This window comes from Limimonas halophila (assembly GCF_900100655.1).
Classification (GTDB): domain Bacteria; phylum Pseudomonadota; class Alphaproteobacteria; order Kiloniellales; family Rhodovibrionaceae; genus Limimonas; species Limimonas halophila.
Genome location: NZ_FNCE01000001.1, coordinates 112,051 through 135,170 on the forward strand (window position 1 = coordinate 112,051; position 23,120 = coordinate 135,170).

Annotated in this window: 22 protein-coding genes and 1 tRNA gene; 14 read left to right on the top strand and 9 right to left on the bottom strand. The window is 71.2% G+C overall.

All coding sequences use genetic code 11. From position 1 onward, the window contains the following. Window positions 1–394 precede the first annotated feature (394 nt). The 4 genes from rpmI to pheT all read left to right on the top strand — a co-directional run bounded on the left by rpmI (window position 395) and on the right by pheT (window position 4,554). Window positions 395–595, top strand: coding sequence for a 50S ribosomal protein L35 (gene rpmI / locus BLQ43_RS00515; RefSeq protein ID WP_090018169.1), 201 nt, complete (start codon window positions 395–397; stop codon window positions 593–595). Window positions 596–678: 83 nt separating this feature from the next. Continuing rightward, entirely contained in the window at window positions 679–1,053 is a 375-nt protein-coding gene (gene rplT / locus BLQ43_RS00520) for a 50S ribosomal protein L20 (protein ID WP_090018170.1), read from the top strand. Between the two features lie 17 nt (window positions 1,054–1,070). Further along, the gene (gene pheS / locus BLQ43_RS00525) at window positions 1,071–2,144 is read left to right on the top strand and encodes a phenylalanine--tRNA ligase subunit alpha (RefSeq protein ID WP_090018171.1); all 1,074 of its coding nucleotides are present in this window, start codon (window positions 1,071–1,073) and stop codon (window positions 2,142–2,144) included. Window positions 2,145–2,148: 4 nt separating this feature from the next. After that, window positions 2,149–4,554 carry a phenylalanine--tRNA ligase subunit beta gene (pheT, locus tag BLQ43_RS00530; protein ID WP_090018172.1) on the top strand — a complete coding sequence of 802 codons (2,406 nt, stop codon included), beginning with the start codon at window positions 2,149–2,151 and terminating at the stop codon, window positions 4,552–4,554. 21 nt (window positions 4,555–4,575) lie between these two features. Here the strand turns inward: pheT and BLQ43_RS00535 are convergent, their stop codons facing one another. Beyond that, entirely contained in the window at window positions 4,576–5,157 is a 582-nt protein-coding gene (locus BLQ43_RS00535) for a TetR/AcrR family transcriptional regulator (RefSeq protein ID WP_090018173.1), read from the bottom strand. Window positions 5,158–5,288: 131 nt separating this feature from the next. On the opposite strand from BLQ43_RS00535, the gene lepA reads away from it, so the two are divergent. Next, window positions 5,289–7,091 carry a translation elongation factor 4 gene (gene lepA / locus BLQ43_RS00540; RefSeq protein WP_090018174.1) on the top strand — a complete coding sequence of 601 codons (1,803 nt, stop codon included), beginning with the start codon at window positions 5,289–5,291 and terminating at the stop codon, window positions 7,089–7,091. A gap of 12 nt (window positions 7,092–7,103) precedes the next feature. On the opposite strand, the gene BLQ43_RS00545 is transcribed toward lepA, so the two are convergent. After that, the gene (locus tag BLQ43_RS00545; protein ID WP_143006098.1) at window positions 7,104–7,430 is read right to left on the bottom strand and encodes a hypothetical protein; all 327 of its coding nucleotides are present in this window, start codon (window positions 7,428–7,430) and stop codon (window positions 7,104–7,106) included. Between the two features lie 182 nt (window positions 7,431–7,612). Between BLQ43_RS00545 and BLQ43_RS00550 the strand changes: the two genes are divergently transcribed. Both BLQ43_RS00550 and BLQ43_RS00555 read left to right on the top strand, forming a co-directional pair. Continuing rightward, window positions 7,613–7,703, top strand: a tRNA-Ser gene (locus tag BLQ43_RS00550). A gap of 109 nt (window positions 7,704–7,812) precedes the next feature. Further along, entirely contained in the window at window positions 7,813–9,507 is a 1,695-nt protein-coding gene (locus BLQ43_RS00555) for a sulfatase-like hydrolase/transferase (protein WP_090018176.1), read from the top strand. Here BLQ43_RS00555 and BLQ43_RS00560 read toward each other — a convergent pair. Both BLQ43_RS00560 and BLQ43_RS00565 read right to left on the bottom strand, forming a co-directional pair. Next, a complete protein-coding gene (locus tag BLQ43_RS00560; protein WP_218119070.1) occupies window positions 9,479–10,807 on the bottom strand; it encodes an NTP/NDP exchange transporter in 1,329 nt (442 codons plus the stop codon). The genes BLQ43_RS00555 and BLQ43_RS00560 overlap by 29 nt on opposite strands. Before the next feature lie 78 nt (window positions 10,808–10,885). Continuing rightward, window positions 10,886–11,350: a YbhB/YbcL family Raf kinase inhibitor-like protein gene (locus BLQ43_RS00565; RefSeq protein WP_090018177.1), complete on the bottom strand. Its 465-nt coding sequence runs from the start codon at window positions 11,348–11,350 to the stop codon at window positions 10,886–10,888. Window positions 11,351–11,535: 185 nt separating this feature from the next. Between BLQ43_RS00565 and BLQ43_RS00570 the strand changes: the two genes are divergently transcribed. Next, window positions 11,536–13,359 (top strand): ABCB family ABC transporter ATP-binding protein/permease, encoded by a 1,824-nt coding sequence (locus tag BLQ43_RS00570; protein ID WP_090018178.1) that lies wholly within the window; start codon window positions 11,536–11,538, stop codon window positions 13,357–13,359. 449 nt (window positions 13,360–13,808) lie between these two features. On the opposite strand, the gene BLQ43_RS00575 is transcribed toward BLQ43_RS00570, so the two are convergent. Both BLQ43_RS00575 and BLQ43_RS00580 read right to left on the bottom strand, forming a co-directional pair. Then, complete coding sequence (locus BLQ43_RS00575) at window positions 13,809–14,150, bottom strand: endonuclease domain-containing protein (RefSeq protein WP_090018179.1); 342 nt, start codon at window positions 14,148–14,150, stop codon at window positions 13,809–13,811. A 144-nt stretch (window positions 14,151–14,294) separates the two neighbouring features. Then, window positions 14,295–14,432 (bottom strand): entericidin A/B family lipoprotein, encoded by a 138-nt coding sequence (locus BLQ43_RS00580; protein WP_090018180.1) that lies wholly within the window; start codon window positions 14,430–14,432, stop codon window positions 14,295–14,297. A 203-nt stretch (window positions 14,433–14,635) separates the two neighbouring features. Here BLQ43_RS00580 and BLQ43_RS00585 point away from each other — a divergent pair, with 203 nt between their 5' ends. The 4 genes from BLQ43_RS00585 (at window position 14,636) to BLQ43_RS00600 (ending at window position 18,016) form a co-directional block, all read left to right on the top strand. Beyond that, entirely contained in the window at window positions 14,636–15,076 is a 441-nt protein-coding gene (locus BLQ43_RS00585) for a VOC family protein (protein ID WP_090018181.1), read from the top strand. Beyond that, window positions 15,073–16,053, top strand: a complete 981-nt coding sequence (gene meaB / locus BLQ43_RS00590) for a methylmalonyl Co-A mutase-associated GTPase MeaB (RefSeq protein ID WP_090018182.1) — start codon at window positions 15,073–15,075, stop codon at window positions 16,051–16,053. The genes BLQ43_RS00585 and meaB overlap by 4 nt, the downstream gene beginning before the upstream one ends. Window positions 16,054–16,144: 91 nt before the next feature. Further along, the gene (locus BLQ43_RS00595) at window positions 16,145–17,029 is read left to right on the top strand and encodes a glycosyltransferase family 2 protein (protein WP_090018183.1); all 885 of its coding nucleotides are present in this window, start codon (window positions 16,145–16,147) and stop codon (window positions 17,027–17,029) included. A gap of 63 nt (window positions 17,030–17,092) precedes the next feature. Continuing rightward, window positions 17,093–18,016 (top strand): glycosyltransferase family 2 protein, encoded by a 924-nt coding sequence (locus tag BLQ43_RS00600; RefSeq protein ID WP_090018184.1) that lies wholly within the window; start codon window positions 17,093–17,095, stop codon window positions 18,014–18,016. Here the strand turns inward: BLQ43_RS00600 and BLQ43_RS00605 are convergent. The 3 genes from BLQ43_RS00605 to BLQ43_RS00615 are packed head-to-tail and all read right to left on the bottom strand — an operon-like array spanning window position 17,992 to window position 20,787. Beyond that, window positions 17,992–18,813, bottom strand: a complete 822-nt coding sequence (locus BLQ43_RS00605; RefSeq protein WP_090018185.1) for a hypothetical protein — start codon at window positions 18,811–18,813, stop codon at window positions 17,992–17,994. The two genes, BLQ43_RS00600 and BLQ43_RS00605, sit on opposite strands and share 25 nt — an antisense overlap. A 5-nt stretch (window positions 18,814–18,818) precedes the next feature. After that, window positions 18,819–19,787, bottom strand: a complete 969-nt coding sequence (locus BLQ43_RS00610; RefSeq protein ID WP_176758447.1) for a sulfotransferase family protein — start codon at window positions 19,785–19,787, stop codon at window positions 18,819–18,821. 52 nt (window positions 19,788–19,839) lie between these two features. Next, window positions 19,840–20,787, bottom strand: a complete 948-nt coding sequence (locus BLQ43_RS00615) for a glycosyltransferase family 2 protein (RefSeq protein WP_090018187.1) — start codon at window positions 20,785–20,787, stop codon at window positions 19,840–19,842. Window positions 20,788–20,930: 143 nt separating this feature from the next. On the opposite strand from BLQ43_RS00615, the gene BLQ43_RS14180 reads away from it, so the two are divergent. Together BLQ43_RS14180 and BLQ43_RS00620 are read left to right on the top strand one after the other, a co-directional pair. Further along, complete coding sequence (locus tag BLQ43_RS14180; RefSeq protein ID WP_143006099.1) at window positions 20,931–22,268, top strand: lipopolysaccharide biosynthesis protein; 1,338 nt, start codon at window positions 20,931–20,933, stop codon at window positions 22,266–22,268. Between the two features lie 32 nt (window positions 22,269–22,300). Continuing rightward, complete coding sequence (locus BLQ43_RS00620; RefSeq protein ID WP_176758448.1) at window positions 22,301–23,080, top strand: class I SAM-dependent methyltransferase; 780 nt, start codon at window positions 22,301–22,303, stop codon at window positions 23,078–23,080. Window positions 23,081–23,120 lie beyond the last annotated feature (40 nt).

A 23,120-nucleotide genomic window follows, 5' to 3' on the forward strand; every position in this document is an offset into this window, starting at 1 on the left:
CACGCGCCGGTTCACCTATTTCCCACCAGGAATTTTAAAACTTTTTGGTGGCAAGTAAACAGGCCGCAACCATCGGGAGGATTAGAAAAGCCAACCGTGGCTGTAAACCCCGTGGTTAACTGGAATTTAGGAAAAGCCGGGTCGAAATGGACACGAATACGTTAGGGTTCCAACTGTTCGTTCAAAACGCGGCGCGCGCCGTTCCATCGCCGCGGTCCGGCCGACGCGCGACCTTGCGTGCCGGCGGGGGCGTGGTTATAACCGCGCGCCCAACGGGAGCAACCGCGGCCCCTGGACATGCCCGGACGCCCCGTTGATGCCGGCCGCCACCGCGGTCGGCCACACTGCATGCGCGCGCCCGCCCGGGCGCACGAACCACCGAAAGGATGGGGAAATGTCCAAGCTCAAGACGAAGAGCGGCGCCAAGAAGCGCTTCAAGGTCTCCGCCAACGGCAAGGTCCGGGTGAAGTACGGCTACAAGGCGCACAACCTGCGCAAGCGTCCCCAGCAGATGAAGCGCCAGAACCGCGGCATGAAGGTGCTGCCCCGCACCGAGGGCAACATCGTCAAGAAGCACTTCCTGCCGTACAGCTAAGGCGGGCGCATTCGCCGCAGCCGCCGACTGGCCGGTTCGCGGCGCACCCGGATCCATGACGCGCTAGACGACGGAGGCATTCGATGGCGCGACCGAAGCGCGGCGTCCAAAAGCACGCCAAACACAAGCACATTCAGAAGCAGGCCAAGGGCTACCAGGGCCGCTCCAACAACACCTTCCGCGCCGCCAAGCAGCGGGTGGAAAAGGCGCATCAGTACGCCTACCGCGACCGCAAGCAGCGCAAGCGTCAGTTCCGCCGCCTGTGGATCGCGCGCATCAACGCGGGCGCGCGCCAGAACGGCCTGACGTATTCCCAGTTCATGGCGGGCATGAAGAACGCCGGCATCGACATCGACCGCAAGGTGCTGGCCGACATGGCCGTGCGCGAGCCGGAGACCTTCCAGGCCGTGGCGCAGCAGGCGCAGCAGAACCTGCCGTCCGGCGCGCAGCAGGGCTGAGGCGCACGCGGACCGGCATGGAAGACGTCGAGGCTCTCCAAGAGCAGGTGCTCCAGGAGGTGCGCGAGGCGGACAGCCTCGACGCCCTGGAGCGCGTGCGCGTTTCGGCGCTCGGGAAGAAGGGGCGCATCACCGGGCTGATGAAGCAGCTCGGCGGCCTCGACCCCGAAGAGCGCAAGGCCGCCGGCCAGCGTCTCAACGCCGCCAAGCAGGCGGTGCAGGAGGCCATCGACGCCCGCAAGGGCGAGCTGGCCGAACGCGAGCTGCGCGAGCGGCTGGCGCGCGAGCGCGTCGACGTCAGCCTGCCGCCGCGGCCCGACCCGGTCGGGCACATCCATCCCATCTCGCGCACGATCGAGGAGATGATCGCCATCTTCGGCGAGATGGGATTCCGGGCGGCGGAAGGTCCCCACATCGAGGACGACTTCCACAACTTCTCCGCCCTCAACATCCCGCCCGAGCACCCCGCGCGCCAGGAGCACGACACCTTCTACGTGCGTGCCACCGACGCGCAGGGCGAGCGCAAGGTGCTGCGCACGCACACCTCCCCGGTGCAGGTGCGGGCGATGCAGGCCGAGGGGCCGCCGCTGCGCATCATCGTGCCGGGGCGCACCTTCCGCAGCGACGACGACGCCACCCACTCCCCGATGTTCCATCAGATGGAGGGGCTGGTCGTCGATCGCGCCACCACGATGAGCCACCTCAAGGGCACGCTCGTCGCCTTCTGCAAGGCCTTCTTCGGCGTCGAGGAGCTGCCGGCGCGCTTCCGGCCCAGCTACTTCCCCTTCACCGAGCCCTCGGCGGAGATGGACATCGGCTGCTCCAAGCGCGACGGCCAGCTGCGCATCGGCGGCGGCGAGGACTGGCTGGAGGTGCTGGGTTGCGGCATGGTGCACCCGCGCGTGCTCGAGAACTGCGGCGTCGATTCAGGCGAATACCAGGGCTTCGCCTTCGGCCTCGGCATCGAGCGCATGGCCATGCTGAAGTACGGCATCCCGGACCTGCGGCCCTTTTTCGACTCCGATCTGCGCTGGCTGCGCCACTACGGCTTCGCCCCCACCGACCTGCCCAGCCCCGTGCGGGGGCTGTAACGCCATGAAATTCACGCTCTCCTGGCTGCGCGACCATCTGGCGACCGAGGCGTCGCTGGAGCGGCTCACCGACGCGCTGACGATGCTCGGCCACGAGGTCGAGGAGGTGGACGACCCGGCCGCGCGCCTGGCGCCCTTCCGCACGGCCTATGTGCGGGCCTGCGAGCAGCACCCGAACGCCGACAAGCTCTCGGTGTGCACGGTTGTCACGCCCGAGGGCGGCGAGGCGCAGGTGGTCTGCGGCGCGCCCAACGCGCGGGCGGGCATGATCGGCGTCTTCGCCGGGCCGGGCACCCACATCCCCGGCAGCGGCATCACGCTGAAGAAGGGCAAGATCCGCGGCGTCGAATCCCAGGGCATGCTCGTCTCGGAGTACGAGCTGGGCCTGTCCGAGGACCACGAGGGCATCATCGAGATGCCCGCGGGCACGCCCCAGGGCGCGCCCTTCGCCGAGCAGGCCGGGCTGGACGATCCCGTGATCGAGGTCGCGCTAACGCCCAACCGCGCCGACTGCTTCGGCGTGCGCGGGCTGGCGCGCGATCTGGCCGCCGCCGGGTTGGGCGAGCTGCGCCCGCTGGAGCGCGCGGCGCCGACACCGGGCGGCCACGCCAGCCCCATCGCCTGGCACCGGAAATTCTCGGCCGATCACGCCGGCGCGTGTCCCTACGTCGCCGGGCGCCACTTCGGCGGCGTGCGCAACGGCCACAGTCCCGCTTGGATGCGGCGCCGTCTGGAGGCGGTGGGCCTGCGCCCGATCTCGGCGCTGGTGGACATCACCAACTATGTGACGGTCGATCTCGGCCGGCCGCTGCACGTCTTCGACGCCGACAAGCTGGACGGCGATCTGGCGATGCGCTTCGCCGAAGACGGCGAGACCATCGCGGCGCTGGACGAGCAGACCTACACGCTCGATTCGGAGATGGTCGTCATCGCCGACCGCCGGCAGGCCCACGGCATCGGCGGCGTCATCGGCGGCGCCGCCTCGGGCGTGAGCGAGGCGACGACCAATGTCTTCCTGGAGGTCGCGCTCTTCGATCCCGTGCGCATCGCCACCACGGGGCGCAAGCTCGGCATCGTTTCGGACGCGCGCCAGCGCTTCGAGCGCGGCGTCGACCCGGAAAGCGCGGACTGGGGCGTCCACGTCGCCACGCGCCTGATCCAGGAGATCTGCGGCGGCGAGGCGAGCGAGGTCGTGGCCGCCGGCCAGGTGCCGCGCCATGAGCGCACGATCACGCTGCGTCCCGAGCGCGTGGGCGCGCTGACCGGCGTCGAGGTTCCCGAGGCGACCAGCGCCGACATCCTCGACCGCCTGGGCTTCGAACCCGAGCGCGCGGACGGCCGCATCGCCACCACGGTGCCCTCGTGGCGCTTCGACATGGACGGCGAAGCCGACCTCGTGGAAGAGGTCATGCGCGTCCACGGCTACGACGCCATTCCCGAGCAGCCGCTGCCGCGCGACTCGGCCGTGCCCGCGCCGGCCGTGAGCTTCGCCCAGCGCCGCGCCGAGCTGGCACGCACGCGCCTCGCCTGGCGCGGGCTGGAGGAGACGGTCGGCTTCTCCTTCGTCAGCTCGCGTTCCGCCGAGCTGTTCGGCGGCGCGGGAGACGAGGTGCGCCTCGCCAACCCGATCTCCAGCGCGCTGGACGTCATGCGCCCCAGCGTGCTCGCCAGCCTCGCGGACTCGGCCCAGCGCAACAGCGACCGCGGCTTCCCGGATGTCGCGCTCTTCGAGGTCGGCCCCGCCTACCGCGACGCCACGCCGGACGGGCAGGCGACCGTGGCCGCCGGGCTGCGCGCGGGCCGCGCCCACGCCCGCCACTGGGCTTCCGGCGAGCGGCCGGCCGACGTCTTCGACGCCAAGGCGGACGCGCTCGCGGCGCTGGACGCGGCGGGCGCCCCGACCGACAAGCTCACCGTCACCACCGAGGTGCCCGGCCACTACCATCCGGGCCGCTCCGGCGCGCTGGTGATGGGCAAGGTTGTGGTCGCGTACTTCGGCGAGCTGCATCCCACGGTCGTCGCGGCCCACGACCTGCGCGAGCCCGTGGCCGCCTTCGAGGTCTTCCTGGACGCGCTGCCCAAGCCCAAGAAGAAGGGCACGGCGCGGCCGGCGCTGGCGCGCTCGGCCTTCCAGCCGGTGGTGAAGGACTTCGCCTTCGTCGTGGATGCCGACGTGCCGGCGGACAACGTGCTGCGCGCCGTGCGCGCTGCCGGCAAGGACCTGGTCAGCGACGCGACGGTCTTCGACGTCTACACGGGCGAGAAGATCGGCGCGGGCAAGAAGTCGCTGGCGCTGGCGGTGACGCTTCAACCGCGTGAGCGCACGCTCACCGACGAGGATCTGAGCGACGTGGCCGCGCGCATCGTGGACAAGGTGCGCCAGGACACCGGCGGCGAGTTGCGCGGGTAGCTGGCGGCGCCGGGGCTGTGATTACCCCAGGCGCGCGATGGCGCCTTCCGCCGTGCCGCGCAGGGCTTCCGGGTCGGCGCCGCTGCGCGCCATCACGAGCATCCCCATGAAGGTCGCCAGCATCGACGACGCGGCCGCGTCCGCGTTCATCTCGACCGGCACCTCGCCGGCGCGCTGAGCCTCATCGATCTTGCGCCCGAAGAAGTCGGCCAGGGCCTGCTGGGCGCGGGCCACGTGTTCGCGCACGGCCTCGTCGTGCGGCGCGCGCTCCAGCGAGGTGTTGACCATGAAGCAGCCGCTGGGCGTGCGCTCCTGTTCGACGGCGTCGACCCAGTCGTGAAAGACGCGCCGCAGCGCTTCCAAGGGTGAGCCCAGCGCGTCCAGCTCGCGCAGCCACGCCGCGCGGTGGTTTTCGTCGTAGGCGCGCAGCGCCGCGAGAAACAGATCCTGCTTGTCGCCGAAGGTGTCGTAGAGGCTGGCCCGGTTGATGCCCATCCGGTCCACCAGATCCTGGATGGACGTGGCCGTGTAGCCCTGCGCCCAGAAGGTGTCGAGCGCGCGCTCGAGCACCTCCTGCTGGTCGAAGCGCTTGTTCCAGGGCATGCCGTGCGTCCCCCCACTTTGCCGCCGGCGCCGTTGCGAACACGTGCGAGCGCGCCTATGGTCCCGCTACCCGCGCGCCCGGCGGTCGAAACCACTGGGTGCAGCGCCCATCGCAACGGTTCAAGCACACGATGACCGATCGGAGCCGCATTCGCAACTTCGCCATCATCGCGCACATCGACCACGGCAAGTCGACGCTGGCGGATCGCATTATCACGATGTGCGAGGGCGTCAGTGAACGCGAGATGCGCGAACAGTTCCTCGACAACATGGATCTGGAACGCGAGCGCGGCATCACAATCAAGGCGCAGACCGTGCGCCTCAATTACCCTTCGGCCGACGGCTCGACCTACGTCTTCAACGTGATCGACACCCCCGGTCACGTCGATTTCTCCTACGAAGTCTCGCGCTCGCTCAAGGCGTGCGAGGGCTGCATCCTCCTGGTCGACGCCAGCCAGGGCGTGGAGGCGCAGACGCTGGCCAACGTCTACCTCGCGCTGGAGCACGACCTCGAAATCATTCCTGTGCTCAACAAGGTGGATCTGCCCGCCGCCGAGCCCGAGCGCGTGCTCGAGGAGCTGGAGAACGTCATCGGGCTTGCCGCCACAGACGCGCTGCTGATTTCGGCGAAGACGGGGCAAGGCGTCAGCGACGTTACCGAGGCGATCTGCCAGCGCATCCCCGTGCCCGCGGGCGACGCCGACGCGCCGCTCAAGGCGCTGCTCGTGGATTCCTGGTACGACCAGTACCTCGGCGTCATCACGCTGGTCCGCGTCATGGAAGGCACGCTCCAGCCCGGCGTGCGCGCGCGTATGATGGCGACCCGCGCGGTGCACGACGTCAGCGAGGTCGGCACCTTCCAGCCCGGCCGCGTGAAATCCGATGCGCTGGGCCCGGGCGAGCTCGGCTACATGATCGCCGGCATCAAGGACATCGACGAGGCCCAGGTCGGCGACACCATCACCGACGACACCAACCCCTGCGACAAGCCGCTGGAAGGTTACAAGCCCAGCGTGCCGGTCGTCTTCTGCGGCCTCTTCCCCACCGACACGGGGCAGTACGAGGCGCTGCGCGACGCGCTCGGCAAGTTGCGGCTCAACGACTCCTCCTTCCAGTTCGAGCCGGAAAGCTCGCCCGCGCTGGGCTTCGGCTTCCGCTGCGGCTTCCTCGGCCTGCTGCACCTGGAGATCATTCAGGAGCGCCTGTCGCGCGAGTTCGATCTGGACCTGATCACGACCGCGCCCTCGGTCGTCTACCGGATCATGAAGAAGACGGGGGAAATCGTGGATCTCCACAACCCCACGGACATGCCCAACCCGATGCACATCGAGTCCGTGGAGGAACCCTGGATCACGGCCACGATCCTCGTGCCCGACGGCTACCTCGGCAACGTCATCAAGCTGTGCGAGGAGCGCCGCGGCATCCAGAAAGACCTGACCTACGCCGGCGACCGGGCGATGGTGGTCTACAGCCTGCCGCTCAACGAGGTCGTCTACGACTTCTACGACCGCCTCAAGTCCGCGACCTCCGGCTACGCCTCCTTCGACTACCAGATGGAAGGCTACCACGAGGGAGATCTCGTCAAGCTCGACGTGCTGGTGAACAGCGAGCGCGTCGACGCCCTGGCCGTCATCGTCCACCGCAGCCAGGCGGAATACCGCGGGCGCCTCGTCTGCCAGAAGCTGAAAGAGGAAATCCCGCGCCAGCTCTTCAAGGTGCCGATCCAGGCCGCCATCTCGGGGCGCGTCGTCGCCCGCGAAACCGTTCCCGCCTTGAAGAAGGACGTCACCGCCAAGTGCTACGGCGGCGATGTCACGCGCAAGCGCAAGCTCATCGAGAAGCAAAAAGAGGGCAAGAAGAAGATGCGCCAGGTGGGGAAGGTCGAAATTCCCCAGTCCGCTTTCCTCAATGCCCTCAAAATGGACGACGATTAAACGCCGACGCGTTTAGCGGTGGAAGATGCGGCGTTTGCCGTTGCCGCGGCGGCGGGCGAGGGCGAAGAGGACGAGCGCGAGGACGAGGCCGCCGACGACCAGCAGAATGGCGGGCAGGCGCAGTAGCGGCAAAACGACGGCGTGCCAGAGGGCAGGCAGAAGGTAGCGCTCCACGGCGGCCTGCGCAGCGTTGAGGCTGCCGGAGTCGATCTTGAACCAGAGTTCCCCGGCGGGCGCCATGACGTCGAGTCCGTGCAGGGCCGCCGCGGCGACGAGCCCGAGGCTGGCGGCGGCGCCGGCGAGGAAGATCAGGGCAAGCAAAAGGGCGAGCACACGCAACGATCCGGCCTCCTCGTGCGAGCCGGGCGCGCACTCTATCAGCCGTTATCCCCGGCGGAAACGGGGCGTTGACGCCAACCCGGTGAACGGGGCGTGGCGGCGTCAGGCTGCGATCGCTGGGTTTGCGTTCGCCGGAGCGTGTGACTAGGTTCCCTCGCGCCGACGGACGAGTCATCCGTTGTGGAGGGGTGGCCGAGCGGTCGAAGGCGCACGCCTGGAAAGCGTGTGTGCGGGACCCCCGCACCGAGGGTTCGAATCCCTCCCCCTCCGCCATCGCACTGGCCTTTTCGCGTTTCTTCCCCATTTCGAAAATCGGGTTCGCCGCCCGGCGGGGTACAGTCGCCGGGTTTCGCATTGGCGTGAACACGGCACACTGAGCGGTATGACCGCACACCGCAGCACGAGCGCGGCTGAAAGCCGCCCCGCGCGCAGCCGGGGCGCCTGGATCGCGGCGGCGCTCGGCCTGATCGCGCTGGACCTGGCGCTGATCGCACCCAACGCGCCGTACGCGCTGACGTGGGACGCGCTGCGCATGATTCCGTTGGAGCTGCCGGCGCTGCTGCTGGCGCTGGTGGCGCTGCCGCCGCGCGGGCGGCTTTGGGCGGCGCGGCTGATCGGCGGCGCGATGGCCCTGATGCTGCTTGTGAAGGCGGGCGATCTGGCGTCGCGGCTGGTTTTCGGGCTGCGCTTCAACCCGCTGGTGGACTGGCACCGGCTGTACCACGCCTGGACCTTCTTCGAGGGGGCAGCGGGGCCCGTCGCCGTGGTCGCCACCCTTGCGGGCGCGCTCGCCGCGGCGCTGGCGCTGATCTGGGCGCTCATGCGGGCGGCCGGGGCGGTGGCCGTGTTGCCCGACCGGGCGGGCCGACGCGCCGCGCTGGTGGCTGTGGGCGCGGTGAGCGTGGCGATCGGAGCCGCTGATGCCGCCCGGCGCACGGTCGGCTGGGACACGCGCACGGCCGCCTTCACCACCAAGCTGGCGTGGGGTCACGTCGCCACGGCGCGCGAGGTCTCGCGGGATCTGGAACGCTTTCGTGCGGACCTGAACGGCGACGCGCTGGCGCAACACACCGGCAAAGACCTGTTCGCGCGCCTGCAAGAGCGCGACGTGGTCCTGGTGTTCGCCGAATCGTACGGGCGCACGGTGTACGCGCGCGAGCGTTACTGGTCGCGCGTGGGGCCGCAGGTGGCGCGGCTCGGCGCGGCGGCGAAGGCCAAGGGCATGGCCGTGCGCTCGGCGTGGCTCGAATCGCCGACGGTGGGCGGACGCACCTGGCTGGCGCACGCGTCCCTGGTCTCCGGGGCCTGGATCGACCGCCAGCGCCGCCACGACGAGTTGCTGCGCTCGGAGCGTGTGAGCCTGGCGCACCTTTTCGCCCGCGCGGGCTGGCGCACGGCGGCGGTGGTGCCGTCCAGCCAGCCGCCGTGGCCGGCTGCGCGGTATTTCGCCTACGACACCGTGTTGGACGCGCCAGCGCTGAACTACGCGGGCAAGCCCTTCAACTGGGTGACGATGCCCGACCAGTTCACCCTGGAGGCGCTGCACGAGCGCGTTCTGGCCCCCGAACGCGAGCGCCCCGTGTTCGCGGAGGTCGCGCTGATCTCCAGCCATGCGCCCTGGACGCCGATTCCCGAGCCGGTGTCGTGGGATGCCATCGGCGACGGCGAGATCTTCAACCAGTTCGCCGAGCGCGGCCCCGCGCCCACAGAGTTGTGGCAGGATACGAACCGCGTGCGCACGAAGTACGGCGAGGCTGTGGCCTACGTCATGCGCACGCTGGCGGGCTTCGTGCGCGAACGGCTGAGCGAGGACACCGTGCTGCTGGTGGTGGGCGACCACCAGCCGGCGCCCATCATCACGGGGGACGCGGCGACGCGCCACGTGCCCGTTCACCTCATCGCCCCGCCCGAGGTCGCGGCGGCCACGCGGGACTGGGGCTGGAGCCACGGGGTCGTGCCCGCTGGGGACGCGCCGGTGTGGCGGATGGATTCCGTTCGCGGACGGCTTGTCGACGCGTTCGGACCGCGCGCGCCCAAGGGCGAGGCCGTCACTTGGCGGCGGCCGACGCGGGAGTGATCCCGCCTTCATCCGCGGCCTGCTCGGCCACGCGCGCGTCGCGGGCGCGGCCCAGCCACCAGCCGAGCACGGCCCAGGCGCCCGAGATGGGCACAGCCACCAACGCCACGCCGGGTACGGCCAGGCCGAGCCCGCCCAGCCCGGCATACAGCCAGCCCGCGATGGCGTCGCCGCCGCGATAGATCAGGGTGTCGACGACGTTCTTGGCCTTGTACTTCTCGCTTCGCGAGAGCGGGGTGAACAGCATTTCCCGCCCGGGCCGGGCGAGGGCGTAGTTGCCCGCGCGCCGAACCACCTGCACGGCCGCGATGGCGGCGAAGACCGGCGCAGCCGCCAGCACCAGGAAGCCGCCGACCAGCAGCGCGGGCACCAGGGCGAGGGTCGCGGGCAGGCCGACGGCGCGGATCAGCCGCGCGGCGACGAAGAGCTGCGCGCCCACGGTCAGGGTGTTGGTGGCCAGATCGATCCAGGCGAACGCGGCCGTGCGCGAGCCCGTGTCGCCGAAGGTGTCGGCGACGATCCCGGCCTGGGCGAAGTAGAGGAAGGTCGCCAGCGTGGTGTAGAGCCAGATGAAGCCGCCCACGCCCTGCAGGTAGCGCGAGCCAAGCACCGAGCGCAGGCCGTCCAGCACGCGCCCGCCGAGCGCCGCGCCCTGCTCCTGGCCCCCGTGGCCGTGGCGGTCCTGCCAGCGCACCAGCACCCACAGGCACGGCAGCGTCGCCGCCAGCACGGCGGCGGCGATGGGCAGCAGCCCGCTCGGCCCGAGGCGCTCGGCGAGCGCCGCCGTCAGCCCCGGCCCAGCGATCGCCCCCACGCTGCCGCCGGCCGCGATGGCGCCGAACAGGCGCTTGGCCTGCTCGTTGTCGAAGAGGTCGGCCATTAGCGACCAGAAGATCGACACCACGAAGAGGTTGAAGACCGAGAGCCACAGGAAGAAGGCGCGCGCCGCCCAGGCCGGCGTCAGGCCGCTTTCCAGCCACACCGCGAAGCCGGCCATGCACGCGATGAAGAAGCCGTAGACCGTGGGCACCAAGCGCCGGCGCGAAAACCGCGAGGCCAGCCAGCCGTACAGCGGCACCGCGCCCAGCATGAGCACGAAGGTGCCCGTGAACAGCCACTCCAGGTTCTCCACGCCGCCGCGGATGCCCATTTCGTCGCGCACGGGGCGCAGAACGTAGTAGCTGCACAGCAGGCAGAAGAAGAACGCGAACCCGCCCACGAGCCCCGGCAGCTCGCCGCGGCGGACGAGCAGGGCGCGCGAGATCAACGGGATGGCCTGGACCGGCCGCTGGTCGCTCACCTCGGGCTCCCGCGGTGCATGGCCGCACAGGCTAGCACGGCGGCCGGGCCGAGCGGGAAGGGGGCGACGGCGGCGGGGTTAGCGGGTGTACAGCCCCATCACCTCGGCGACGTCGAGGACGTTGGGCCGCGCCGCGTCCATGAGCTGCGGACAGCTCGGCCGGTCGGGGACGTTCAGCGTTGCCAGAGAGAGGGCGTAGAGGCGGAAGTGGTAGTGATGCGTGCCGTGGCCCGGCGGCGGGCACGGGCCGTTGAAGCCCTCGTTGCCGAAGTCGTTCATGGCTTCCCGAAAACCGGCCTGGCGGGTGTTGGCGGTGTAGCCTTCGGTGAGCTGGCGCCAGGTGCCGGGGATCTCGTAGACGCCCCAGTGATGAAACACCCCGCCCGGCGCGTCCGGGTCCGCCACGATCAGCAGGAAGCTCTGCGTGCCGGCGGGCGGATCGGCCCACTTCAGGGCCGGGGAGAGGTCGTCGCCGTCGCAGGTGTGGCGCACGGGGATGCGGTCACCCTCGCCGAACGCCGTCGTGGTCAGCTCGAACGCCATCCGCGCCTCCGGGGCCGGCCGGGGGAAGGGACTTCTGGGCGCTTTCCTGACAAAAGGTTAGCGAAGGCGGCGTCCCGCGCCTATCCGCCATTCGGAGAGGCGGGTGCCCGCCGACCGGTTTGGGGTGGCATTCTTCCCTGACGGCACCATTCTCGGGGCCGCGCAACGACCGCCGGACCGCCGCGATGCGCCCGACGACAGCCGATCTGCACCAGGTGAAGATGAGCCGGCAGCTCCACGTGATGCGCCGGCTGCTGCCCTATCTGTGGCCGCGCCACCGCCGCGACCTGCGCCTGCGCGTCGTGGTGGCGCTGGTGCTGATGCTCGCGGCCAAGCTGACGAACGTCTACGTCCCCATCCTGCTCAAGCACGCCACGGACGCGCTCACGGCGGATGCGGTGAACCTCTGGGCGGCGGTGCCGCTGGGGCTGCTGCTGGCCTACGGCGGCGCGCGGGCCGGGGCGCGCGTCTTCGGCGAGGCGCGCGACGCCGTCTTCGCCCGCGTGGCCCAGGACGCCGTGCGGCGGCTTGGCGTCACCGTCTTCCGCCACCTGCACAAGCTGTCGCTGCGCTTTCACCTGGACCGGCGCACGGGCGGGCTGTCGCGCGCCGTCGAGCGCGGCACCAAGGGCGTGGAGTTCCTGCTGACCTTCGTGCTCTTCAACGCCGTGCCCACGGTGATCGAGGTGGCGCTGGTCAGCGGCATCCTGTGGTGGATGTTCGACTGGCGCTTCGCCGCCGTGACGCTGGTGACGATCGCGGCCTTCGTCGCGCTCACCTTCCGCCTGACGGAGTGGCGCATCCGCTTCCGCCGCGCCATGAACACCGCCGACGGCGATGCCCACAGCCTCGCGGTGGACAGCCTGCTGAACATGGAAACGGTGAAGGCGTTCACGAACGAGGACCGCGAGGCCCGGCGCTACGACCGGGGCATGGCCGCCTACGCCGACGCGGCGACGCGCAGCCGCATGTCGCTGTCCGCGCTCAACGCCGCGCAGAGCGGGGTCCTGGCGGTCGGCATCACGGCGATCATGACGCTGGCCGCCGTCGGCGTGGCGCGGGGCACGATGACGGTGGGCGACTTCGTGATGGTGAACGCCTACCTCATTCAGCTCGCCGTGCCGCTGAACATGCTCGGCACGGTCTACCGCGAGATCAAGCAGTCGCTGGTGGACATGGAGGAGCTGTTCGACCTCCTCGACACCCCGCTGGAGGTCGTGGACGCGCCGGACGCCGCGCCGCTGCGCGTGACCGACGGGCGCGTGAGCTTCGACCGCGTCTCCTTCGCCTACGACGAGCGGCGGCCGGTCCTGCGGGACGTGAGCCTGTCCGTTCCGCCGGGCGGGCGCGTGGCCGTGGTGGGCACGACGGGCGCGGGCAAGTCCACGCTGTCGCGCCTGCTGCTGCGCTTCTACGACGTGGACGCGGGCGCGGTGACGGTGGACGGCCAGGACGTCCGCGCGGTGACGCAGGAATCGCTGCGCGCGGCGATCGGGCTGGTGCCGCAGGACACCGTGCTCTTCAACGCCAGCATCTACGACAACATCGCCTACGGCCGCCCCGACGCGCCGCCCGAGGCGGTCTACGCAGCCGCGCGCACGGCCCGCATCGACGCCTTCGCGCGCGGGCTGCCCGACGGCTACGACACCCTGGTGGGCGAGCGCGGGCTCAAGCTCTCGGGCGGGGAGAAGCAGCGCGTCGCCATCGCGCGCGCCGTGCTCAAGGACCCGCCCATCATGGTGTTCGACGAGGCGACCTCGGCGCTCGACACCCAGACGGAGCAGGCCATCCAGGCCGACCTCGCCGCGGCGGCGCGCGGGCGCACGACGCTGATGATCGCGCACCGCCTGTCCACGGTGGCGGACGCCGACGAGATCGTCGTGCTGGAAGCGGGGCAGGTGGCGGAGCGCGGGACGCACGCGCAGCTCCTGGCGCGCGGCGGCATCTACGCCCGCATGTGGCACCGCCAGCAGACGGCGGCCGAGGAGGCGGTTACGGCGGCACAGTGAGTGGGCGCATGCGGGCGCCCCAAACCCTCTCCTTCAGGAGAGAGGGCGACCGCGGACCTCGGCGTGCCGCCACAAAACCCTCTCCCACTGGGAGAGGGTCGCCAAGCTGCCCCGGCAGCTTGGCGGGGTGAGGCAGTGCCGGGTCGGAGTGCGGTATCGTGTGGTGAGCGTTGCGTGGTGTGGGCGGCAGCACGACTGCCGTCGGCGGAACCGATGCCGGCGCGGTGATACATGATCCGCGCGCTGCGTCGATGTCTGTCGTGGTCGCACCGCCACTGCCTCACCCCGGCGGGCCTGACGGCCCGCCACCCCTCTCCTGAAGGAGAGGGGTCGACCGCAGGCATCGGCGTGCCGACACAAAACCCTCTCCCACCGGGAGAGGGTCGCCAAGCTGCCCCGGCAGCTTGGCGGGGTGAGGCTGTGACAGGTCGGGATGCGACGGAGGGCAATCAGGATATCGCCGGAAGGTGGCGTGCGATTACTGCAAGCACGCCATCCAGATTCTTCAGCACATCGGTGTTCCAAAAGCGAAGAACGGTGTAGCCGTGGCCGTTCAAGCACCGGGTGCGACGGTCGTCGCGGGCGGTGTCTTCCGCGTGTTGGCCGCCATCCACTTCCACGATGATGCCCGCTTCACGGCAACAGAAATCCGCGACGTAGGGCCCTATGGGCTCTTGGCGCCGAAACTTGGCGCAGTTGAGGCGGCGATTGCGCAGGTGGCGCCAAAGCACGTGTTCGGCGTCGGTGCCCTGCCGGCGCAGAGTGCGCGCCCGGCGTGTACGGTGCGCCATGTGGGCAGGTGGAGCAGATTTCGGTTGTGACGGCAAGGCGGCACGGCTCGTCGCGCTGGCGCCGCCACCGCCTCACCCCGGCGGCCCCGCGGCTCACTGCCCCTCTCCTGAAGGAGAGGGGCGCTCGTGGATATGAACCGGCGTTTACTGGTTCTCCTCGGCCTCTTCCTCCAGCGCGTTGCCGGCGGATTCCAGATCCTCGCCGAAGCCCTCGGCGGTGTTGCAGGCGGTGGCGCCGGCGGCCAGGCCCAGCGCCAGCACAGCGGCCAGCACGCGTCGCATCGCGGTTCCCTCCCGGTCATCATGACGAACACACCCGTCGGCACCTTCAGGTGCCGCCTTGACGCCAAATAACCTGGAATGCGTGACCGGCCAAGGGGCGTGCCTGTGATCCCCGCATGTCAGCGGGGGCGCATCGGCGGGTGGATCGACGCCGCCGCACCGGCGTCGTAGGCTTGGCGCACGCATCGGGACACGAGGGGCGCATGACGCCGCGGATCACCCACATCGCGCTGCACGTTGCCGATCTGGAGGCCTGCGCGGCCTTCTACCGCGAGGTCTGCGGCCTGCGCGAGGTGCACGCGCGCGACAGCCAGGACCTGCCCGGGCGCGTCGTCTGGCTGGCCGCGCCGGGGCAGGAGCGCAGCTTCGTCATCGTCCTGCTGCCGGGCGGGCCGGGGCATCACGGCGGCGAGCGCGATTTCTCCCACATCGGCTTCGCCGTGGAGACGCGCGATGCGGTCGATGCCATGGCCGAGGAAGGCCGCCGCCGCGGCTGCCTGGCGCTGGCGCCCAAGCAGGACGAATACCCGGCGGGCTACTTCTGTGTCCTCCTCGACCCCGACGGCACGGCCGTCGAGTTCTCGCACGGCCAGCCGCTCGGCCCGGGGGCCGAGGCGGCCGACCGACAGGTGCTAGGCGAATGACGACGGATGTGGACCAGCTCGCCGCGCGCATCCGGGGCGGCGACCGCCGCGCGTTGGCGCGCGCCATCACGCTCGTGGAATCCACGCGCGCCGACCACCGCGCCACGGCGACGGAGCTGCTCGACCGCGTGGTGGACGCGACGGGGACGGCCGTGCGGCTCGGCATCTCGGGCGTGCCGGGGGTGGGCAAGTCCACCTTCATCGAGGCGTTCGGCCTGAACCTCACGCGCCGGGGCAAGCGCGTGGCCGTGCTGGCGGTCGACCCGACCTCCGCGCGCACGGGCGGCGCCATCCTGGGCGACAAGACCCGCATGCAGGAACTGGCGCGCACGCCCGAGGCCTTCATCCGGCCCTCGCCGACGGGCGGGACGCTCGGCGGCGTGGCGCGGCGCACGCGCGAGGCCATGCTGCTGTGCGAGGCGGCGGGCTTCGACGTCGTGATCGTGGAGACGGTCGGCGTGGGGCAGGCGGAGATCACCGTCTCCGAGATGGTCGACCTCTTCCTGCTGCTGCTCCTGCCGGGCGCGGGCGACGACCTCCAGGGCATCAAGAAGGGCATCTCCGAGATCGCCGACGTCCTCGTGGTCAACAAGGCGGACAGCGGGCAGGAATCCGCCGCCGAGGCCGCGGCGGCCGCCTACACGGACGCGCTGCGCATCGTCGGCGCCGATCCCACGGTGCTCACCTGCTCGGCGCTGGAGGGGCGCGGCATCGACGCCGTCTGGGCGGCCGTGCGGGATCGCCGCGCCGAGATGCAGGCGAGCGGGACGCTGGACCGCCGCCGCTCGGAGCAGGCCGACCGCTGGATGTGGGCGGCGGTGGAGGACACGCTGCTGCACGACTTCCGCACCGACCCGGCCGTGGCCGAGCGCCTGCCCGCCGTGGAGGCCGCCGTGCGCGAGGGCCGCATGGCCCCCGGCGCCGCCGCCCGCGAGCTGCTGGCCGCCTTTCGCAACCCCGCTCGCAAGAGCGCGTGAGTGCGCGCTCGCCGACGCCCAAGCTTGACGCGCCCGTGCCGCTGGGCGACACGGGCGGGCGTTTTCCAGGCAAAACCGCCACGAGGCAACCGTGAGCCGCATCCCGCTGCCCGACGTAACCGTCGGCATCAAGGCTTTCATGCGCCAGGAATCCCTGCGCAACACCCTGGAGTCCCTGACGCCCTTCGATGTCCACGCGGTCGTGGTCGCCGACGACAGCGGCATCGATAGCGACCGGCGGGCGCTCTACGACGAGATGGCGGAAAAGCTGCCGCTCACCGTGATCGAGCCGCCGCGGGACACGGGTGTGTCGGTGGGGCGCAACCGCATCTTCGACGCCTGCGACAGCGCCTACCTGCTGCTGCTGGACGACGACCACGTGGTGCCGGAGAACATCGGCGAGCTGCGCGAAATCCTGGAAGCGCACCCGGAACTGGGCGGCGTGTCGGGTATCTGGTCGGAGTGGGGCACCTATCGCTCGGGGGCGTGCAACCTCTACCGGCTCGGCCCCTATCTCTACCGCGACGTCGGCCCCGAGCCGGAGACGGCTGCGACGCCCCGCGGCGGCACGCTCCACTACTACGATTCCATCCCGCTCTCGACGCTCTTCCGCGCCGAGGCGCTCAAGGACGTGCGCTGGGACGAGAGCTTCAAGATCGGCAAGGCGCACCTGGACTTCTTCCTCCAGCACAAGGTGCTGGGCAAGTGGCGCTTCGCCATCACGCCCTCGGTCGTGATCGGTCACTATCCCGCAACGGGGACGACCGTGCCCAAGGACCGCCGGCCCGACACCGGCTACATCCGCATGCGCCGGGGCTCGGACCGGCTGCGGCGCTCGCAGGACCACCTGAACCGGAAGTGGGGTGTGCGCGGCGCCTTCACGGGCTGCACCCACATCAGCACGGACAACCGCGGTTGGAAGCTGTTCAAGCATTACGCGCTGCGGCCCATCGTGCGCCTGAAGCCCGGTCTGTGACGGGGAAGGCGGCACGACGCGCCGAAGGGGGAGCGCGGACATGCCGGGCGAGAGGATGACGCGATGACCGAGCCGGCACCGATGCGCGACGTCACGGCCGGCGTGAAGGCCTTCCTGCGCCAGGCCGAGCTGCGGGACACGCTCACCGCGCTGACCGGGCACGGCTTGCACGAGGTGATCGTCGCCGACGACAGCGGCATCGGGCCGGAGCGCGAGGCGCTCTATGCCGAGCTGCGGGAAGTTCTGCCGCTGCGCGTGATCGAACTACCCTACGACAGCGGCGCCTCCGCCGGGCGCAACGCGGTCGCGCGGGCCTGCATCACGCCCTACCTGCTGATGCTGGACGACGACCTGATCGTCCCCGACAACCTCGCGGCCATGCGCCGGGCAGTGGACGCCAGCCGCGAGCTGGGCGGGGTGTCGTGCATCTGGCGCGAGCACGGGCGGCTGTCGTCCTGCGCCGCCAACCTCTACCGCGTGGGCCGGCGGCTGTATAAGGACATTGGCCGCGGTCCGGCGTGTGTGCCGCGCCCGGACGGGAAGCGCCTGCCCGTCTACGACATCGTGGAGCAGAGCGTCCTGTTCCGCACGGAGACCTTCGACGACGTGCTGTGGGACGAGCACTTCACCATCATGCGCGAGCATGTGGACTTCTTTTTGCAGCACAAGGCGCTCGGGCGCTGGCGTTTCGCCGTGGTGCCCGAAGTGGTGATGCGCCACGAGAAAACGCCCAAGACCGCCGGCAGCGACTACGCCGCGCTGCGCTACGGCCGCGAGCGCAAGCGGGCCGCCGACGACCACTTCCGCGCCAAGTGGGACCTCCACGGCGTCGTGGAGGGGCGCTGGCAGCACGCCCACGAGCGCCCCGTGAAGCGGGCGCTCAACCACGCGGCGCTGCTGGCGCACCTGCGCCTGGGGCGCACGCAGCCGATCGGGATGCCGGCCGGCAGCCTGGACGGGGCTCAGGTGGATGCGGTGGGCGGATAGCCGAGCAGCGCCGGCAGGTCCTCGTGCCGCGCGGCAAAGGCGTCGGCGACCTTCGGCGTGAAGGTCCGGTGCCACTGGCTCGGCGCGGGGTTGCGGACGTGCGGCGAGCGCCGGCCCGCCGGGGAGCCGCGGTAGCGCGCGGCGGCCCGGCCGATGGCCTGAACGCCCGGCCCGAAGCCGTGATGGGCCAGCACGCGCGCCATGGCGCGGCCGTAGTCGCGCACGATTTCCTCGTAGTGGAGCGTCAGCAGGTTGGGCCAGCCGCACCGGGCCCAGGCGCGCATCGCGTCGAAGTGGTGCCGGCGGAAGGCGAGTTCGGCCAGCAGCCCGTCTTCGACCGACAGCGTTTGCAGGTAGCCGCTGAACGACAGCCCGGCCGGCATCTCCGGCGGGATGGTGCCGTTGACCACGGCGAAATCACCGGGCGCCGGATCGACGATGCGGGTCCAGGCCTCGGCGCCGCGCAGGTGGTAGAAGTAGCCCGACACCACGAGATCGCGCGGGTCGCGCACGAACTGCGTCACCGGGCCGGTGTAATCGAGTGAGTCCAATGGCGGGTGGTTGTTCAACGAGGCGATGGTGTAGGCGCCGTGCTCGCGGAGAAACCGCTCCGCCTCGCTGTTGAAGTGCTTGTGGCGGACGCGGCCTAGGGTCGCCTTGCGCACCAGCCGCATCGTGGCGTCGAAGAAGACGGTCAGGTTCTTGTGGTAGGAGACATGGATAGCTTGGTTGGGAAGCCTGCGGCCCGGGATGCCGCGGCCGGCGGGGTCCGGTGCGCCCGTGTCCCGCCGCGTCATCGCGCTCACACCGCCGGCTCGTAGCCGAAGCGCGCCAGCCCGGCGCCGATGTAGGGCGCGATGGCGGCGCGGTCCGCCCTGGACAGCGCGCGGCGCCCGCGGCCGATGGAGGTCGGGGTCACCGGGTTGGCGACGTTGGCGTGATGGGCCTGACGGCGCACGTCGGTCATCCCCGGCAGGTCCACCGTGACCTCCAGCATGCGCTCGCTCAGCGGCAGCTCCGCGAAGGGGCAGATGCGCTGGAGCTCGGTTTCCGGGGCGGTGACCAGGTTTTCGTAGTGCAGCGTCAGCACCTGCTCGGGGTGCCGGGCGGCGAAGAGCTCGCCCGCGCGGGTGAAACGCGCCCACTGCGTGGACGCCTGATGCAGGCTGGGCCGCAGGCCGTCCTTCACCATGGAATGCGTCACATCCACGCCGTCGCGCACGATGTGCAGGAAGCGCGCGTCGGGGAACAACGCGCGGATCTCGTCCATCGCCAGCACGTTCAGCGGCGTCTTGTCGCCCCACCGCGCGGGCGCGCCGGTGCGGGCGGCATGCTCGCGGTAGATGGCGGCGACGATGCGGGCGAGGCTGTGCTCGTCCGCCGGCAGCTCGGTGAGCGCGACGGCCAGCGGGCGCAGCGGCATCTCCCAGTCCGCGAAGAGGCTGCGGTACTCGATGGCGGAACATACGGCATTCACCGTGGGAGTCCATTTGCGGCGCGGACGGCGCGCGGCGTCCCAGACGATCCCCTTGAGCGCATGGTTTTCCGGCGGGATGTGAATGGCGCCGCCCGCTTGCAGCAGGCGGCGGAGCAAGGTCGTGCCCGAGCGCGGTGCGCCCACGATGAACACGGGCTTCTCGCCCGCGCCGCGGTTGAGAGGCACGCGGCGCGGCAGTCCGGCCGCCAGCGCCTGCTGCACGCTGTCCAGCAGCGGCAGGGTCGTGCCCGGCGCCGGCACCGGCCGGAGCGTGCGTTTGGTCAGGTAGTGCATCGCGCGATTCGCCCGCGGTGGAGCGGCCTGACCGCCGGGCCCGGCTGGCATGTCACGCCGCTGTGGCCGATCTCGGCTCGCCGGTGTCGTCGGCGTCGAGGTAGCCGTCAAGCTCGAAAGCCTCGAAGACCGTGCGCAGGCAGGCGTCGCTCGGGGACGCACCATCGGGGGTGACGTTGCGGTCGAACAGCCGCACTCGCTGGCTGGCCGAAACCTGGAGCCAGAGCGGGTTCCGGGGCGCCGCCCGGCGCGTGGGCGTGCCCTGGAGCAGGCTCATCGCCTTGAACCAGACATCGTCCTCGCTGGGACACAGCCGCATCATCAAGCCGTGATCGTGGACCCGCGGATGCAGGGCGTGGGGCGGGTAGAGGACCCCGCTCACCCCCGTCGCCATGACCGCGAAGCCAGGATGCGTGTCGGTGCCCGGCGCCTTCATGAGGTGCTTGTAGGGCACCAGGTGGCCGTTCTCGTCGCGCCGCAGCGTCAGCCCACGGTGGCAGACGATGGCGTCGGGCGTTTCCGCGTGGGCGGCGAGCAGGCCCGACAGCCAGGTGCTGGGATGCAGGCAGTCGTCGTCCGCGGTGACGAGGATGCGGTCGGGGTGGGCGGCGTAGGTAGGGATCAGCTTGTTGCCGGATTTGTAGTCGGGGGCGACGAAGCGCACCTGGAGTCCGCGCCGGCGCAGGCGCTGGATGGTTTGTGGCAGGTCGGCCTCGCTCAACTCTTCGGCGGCGAGGTTGAGCTGGATCGCGCCGGGCTGCACGTCCTGGTCGAACAGCGTCTCCAGCGCCAGGAAGGAGCGCCCCAGCCGGGCCTGGTGCGTGGTCATGCTGACGATCACCTCGCCGCCGGCCTGGAGCGCGGGGCCCGTCCCGAGCCGGTTGCGCAGGCGCAGGCGGGCTTCCCAGGCCAGCGCGCGTCCCCGCCACCACGACCGGCGCAGCCGCCGCCAGAGCCGGACGGGAAAGGGCCGGCGGGTCCGGTGGGTGGCTGGTTTCATGCGCGCTACGACTCCCGGTTTTTGAGTCTAAACCATTGTGCGGGCAGCTACGGGTCGGGCGCAATGCGCGCCGGCGCGTGGCTGGCGTGGGCCGGGCCCGTGGCGTAAACCGGACAGGCCACGGAGGAAAGCACCGCACGCGCATGGGCGGGACGAACGGCGCGTCCGACGGCCGGTCGGCGGCCGGGCGGGCGCTTCGCAACGCCGGCAAGCTGACGCTCGGGCGCACGGGGCAGGGCGTGATGGGATTCGCGGCGATCGCCCTTGCCGCCCGGGCGCTCGGGACAGACGGGCTCGGCCAGCTCGCCGTCTTGCAGAGCGTGATCGCCGCCGTGGCCGGGCTCATCCGCTTCGACACCACGGCCACAGTCGTCCGCTACGCAGGCGGGATCGACGGCACGGGCGAGCCCGCGCGATTGGGGCGGCTGTTGCGCTTCGCCGCCGGGTTGGATGGGCTGGCCGCACTTGCCGCGTCCCTCGTGGCGGTGGCGGCGGTCGCGCTGGCCGGGCCGCTCGTCGGGGTGCCCCCCGATCTCGGGCCGGTGGCGCTCGTGTACGCGGCGGGCGCCGGGGTGCTCGTGCTGCGCGGCACGCCGCAGGGGGTATTGCAGACGTTCGACCGCTTCGGCCTCGCGGCCTGGGCGAGCGTGCTGACGCCGACGGTGCGCGTGGTGGGGGCGGCCGCCCTGTGGGCGGCGGACTTCGGCCTCCCGGCGTTCCTGTGGCTGTGGCTGGGCAGCCAGGTCGCCAGCCGGGGGGTGCTCATCGCGCTTGCGCTGCGGGTCGCGCACGCGGCCGGCGTCTTGCGCCGCGAGCCGGGGGATGCACGCGGAACCCGCGACCGCGAGCACGGCATCTGGGCCTTCGCCTGGGGGCTCAACGCGACGCGCGCCTTCGCGCTGGTGACGCAGCACGGCACCATCCTGCTCGCCGGCGCGCTGCTCGGTCCCGCCGGCGCCGGGCTGGTGCGCGTGGCCCGCGCCGTCGGCGAGGTCGTGCGCAAGCCGGTCCAATCCGCGCTTTCGCCCGCCGTGCTGCGGGAGCTGGCGCAGCAGATGGCGGCGGGCCTGTCGGCGGAGCAGCGAACCACCGTCCGCCGCACGGCCGCCACGGGGGCGGTCATCGCCGCGGCGGCCTTCGCGGTGGTGCTCGTCGCCGGCAAGCCGGTGATCGAGGCCGCGTTCGGCGCCGATTACACGGCGGCCTACCCCGCCGCGGTGCTGCTGGCGCTGGCCAACGTCGGCTCGATCGCGCTGGCGCCGGTGCGGCAGTTGATCGTGGCCTCGGGCCGCATGGTCTACGTTGTGGGTATCCCGGCCGTGGGAACGACGGTTCAGATAACGGTGCTTACGATGACGTTCCTGGAATGGGGCGTCATCGGCGTCGGGATCGCCGGGCTCGCCCGCGTGGCCGTGGGGGCGGTGCTCCTGCTCACCGGCGCGCGGCGGATCGCGCGGGACCAGGCCGTCCCGGCCGGGTGAGCCCCGGGGACAGCGGCCGGCGGGGCATGGTGATGAGCTGGACGGCATGGCTCGAGCGCGGGCGCGCGGGATCTCGGCGCGGGATCGGCCCCGGCCGCGGGGATGGCGCCCTGCCGCCCCGCGACCTGCGCACCAGTACGGACGTGCGCGACGTGGGCCGGCCCGGCCCCGACACGCGCGAGTTGTTCGCGCGGGCGCTGGGCCTGCCGGGCGCCTTCAACCTGGACGACTGCGGCCACTTTCAGCTCGTCCTCACGCTCCAGCGCTTGTCGGGGCTGACCGGCGATCTGCTGGAAATCGGCACGCACGGCGGGCGCAGCGCGGCCATCATGGCGGCCTGCCTCGGCCCCGGCGAGACGCTGGTGTGCTGCGATCCCTTCGACCTTCCGGACGCCCAGGGCAATGCCAGCAAGCGCACGCCCGACCGGGTGCTGGCGAACATCCGCGCGGCCGTGCCGGACCTGCCGAACGCGGCGGTGCGCTTTCACCGCTGCTTCAGCGAGGATCTGGCGCTGGCGCCCGGCGACCGTTTTCGCTTCGCTCACGTCGACGGCGACCACAGCGAGGCGCGCACGCACGCGGATCTCGTGCTGTGCCGGGAGCATCTGCTTCCCGGCGGCGTGGTGGTGCTGGACGACCACGGCCACCCGGCCTATCCGGGGGTGGAGGCGGCGGCGCGCCGTTTTCTCGACACGCATCCCGACATGCGCGTGTTGGCGGAGCTGAACCGCCACGGCGCCGCCGGGCGCAAGCTCTATCTGTACCGGGCCATGGCCGTGGGCGGGCTTGACGCTGCGCCGTCCGATGGCTAGAACCGCGCTCCACCGCCGGCCGCGCCGGCCGGTGACGGCG

Excerpts from the sequence above, each read along its gene's own strand:
- BLQ43_RS00575 (WP_090018179.1), bottom strand. The coding sequence starts at position 14,150 with ATGGCGCACCGTACACGCCGGGCGCGCACTCTGCGCCGGCAGGGCACC.
- BLQ43_RS00585 (WP_090018181.1), top strand. The coding sequence starts at position 14,636 with ATGACGCCGCGGATCACCCACATCGCGCTGCACGTTGCCGATCTGGAG.
- rpmI (WP_090018169.1), top strand. The coding sequence starts at position 395 with ATGTCCAAGCTCAAGACGAAGAGCGGCGCCAAGAAGCGCTTCAAGGTC.
- lepA (WP_090018174.1), top strand. The coding sequence starts at position 5,289 with ATGACCGATCGGAGCCGCATTCGCAACTTCGCCATCATCGCGCACATC.
- BLQ43_RS00580 (WP_090018180.1), bottom strand. The coding sequence starts at position 14,432 with ATGCGACGCGTGCTGGCCGCTGTGCTGGCGCTGGGCCTGGCCGCCGGC.
- pheT (WP_090018172.1), top strand. The coding sequence starts at position 2,149 with ATGAAATTCACGCTCTCCTGGCTGCGCGACCATCTGGCGACCGAGGCG.
- BLQ43_RS00565 (WP_090018177.1), bottom strand. The coding sequence starts at position 11,350 with ATGGCGTTCGAGCTGACCACGACGGCGTTCGGCGAGGGTGACCGCATC.
- BLQ43_RS00610 (WP_176758447.1), bottom strand. The coding sequence starts at position 19,787 with ATGCACTACCTGACCAAACGCACGCTCCGGCCGGTGCCGGCGCCGGGC.
- pheS (WP_090018171.1), top strand. The coding sequence starts at position 1,071 with ATGGAAGACGTCGAGGCTCTCCAAGAGCAGGTGCTCCAGGAGGTGCGC.
- BLQ43_RS00600 (WP_090018184.1), top strand. The coding sequence starts at position 17,093 with ATGACCGAGCCGGCACCGATGCGCGACGTCACGGCCGGCGTGAAGGCC.
- BLQ43_RS00570 (WP_090018178.1), top strand. The coding sequence starts at position 11,536 with ATGCGCCCGACGACAGCCGATCTGCACCAGGTGAAGATGAGCCGGCAG.
- BLQ43_RS00615 (WP_090018187.1), bottom strand. The coding sequence starts at position 20,787 with ATGAAACCAGCCACCCACCGGACCCGCCGGCCCTTTCCCGTCCGGCTC.
- BLQ43_RS14180 (WP_143006099.1), top strand. The coding sequence starts at position 20,931 with ATGGGCGGGACGAACGGCGCGTCCGACGGCCGGTCGGCGGCCGGGCGG.
- BLQ43_RS00620 (WP_176758448.1), top strand. The coding sequence starts at position 22,301 with ATGAGCTGGACGGCATGGCTCGAGCGCGGGCGCGCGGGATCTCGGCGC.
- BLQ43_RS00605 (WP_090018185.1), bottom strand. The coding sequence starts at position 18,813 with ATGACGCGGCGGGACACGGGCGCACCGGACCCCGCCGGCCGCGGCATC.
- meaB (WP_090018182.1), top strand. The coding sequence starts at position 15,073 with ATGACGACGGATGTGGACCAGCTCGCCGCGCGCATCCGGGGCGGCGAC.
- rplT (WP_090018170.1), top strand. The coding sequence starts at position 679 with ATGGCGCGACCGAAGCGCGGCGTCCAAAAGCACGCCAAACACAAGCAC.
- BLQ43_RS00535 (WP_090018173.1), bottom strand. The coding sequence starts at position 5,157 with ATGCCCTGGAACAAGCGCTTCGACCAGCAGGAGGTGCTCGAGCGCGCG.
- BLQ43_RS00555 (WP_090018176.1), top strand. The coding sequence starts at position 7,813 with ATGACCGCACACCGCAGCACGAGCGCGGCTGAAAGCCGCCCCGCGCGC.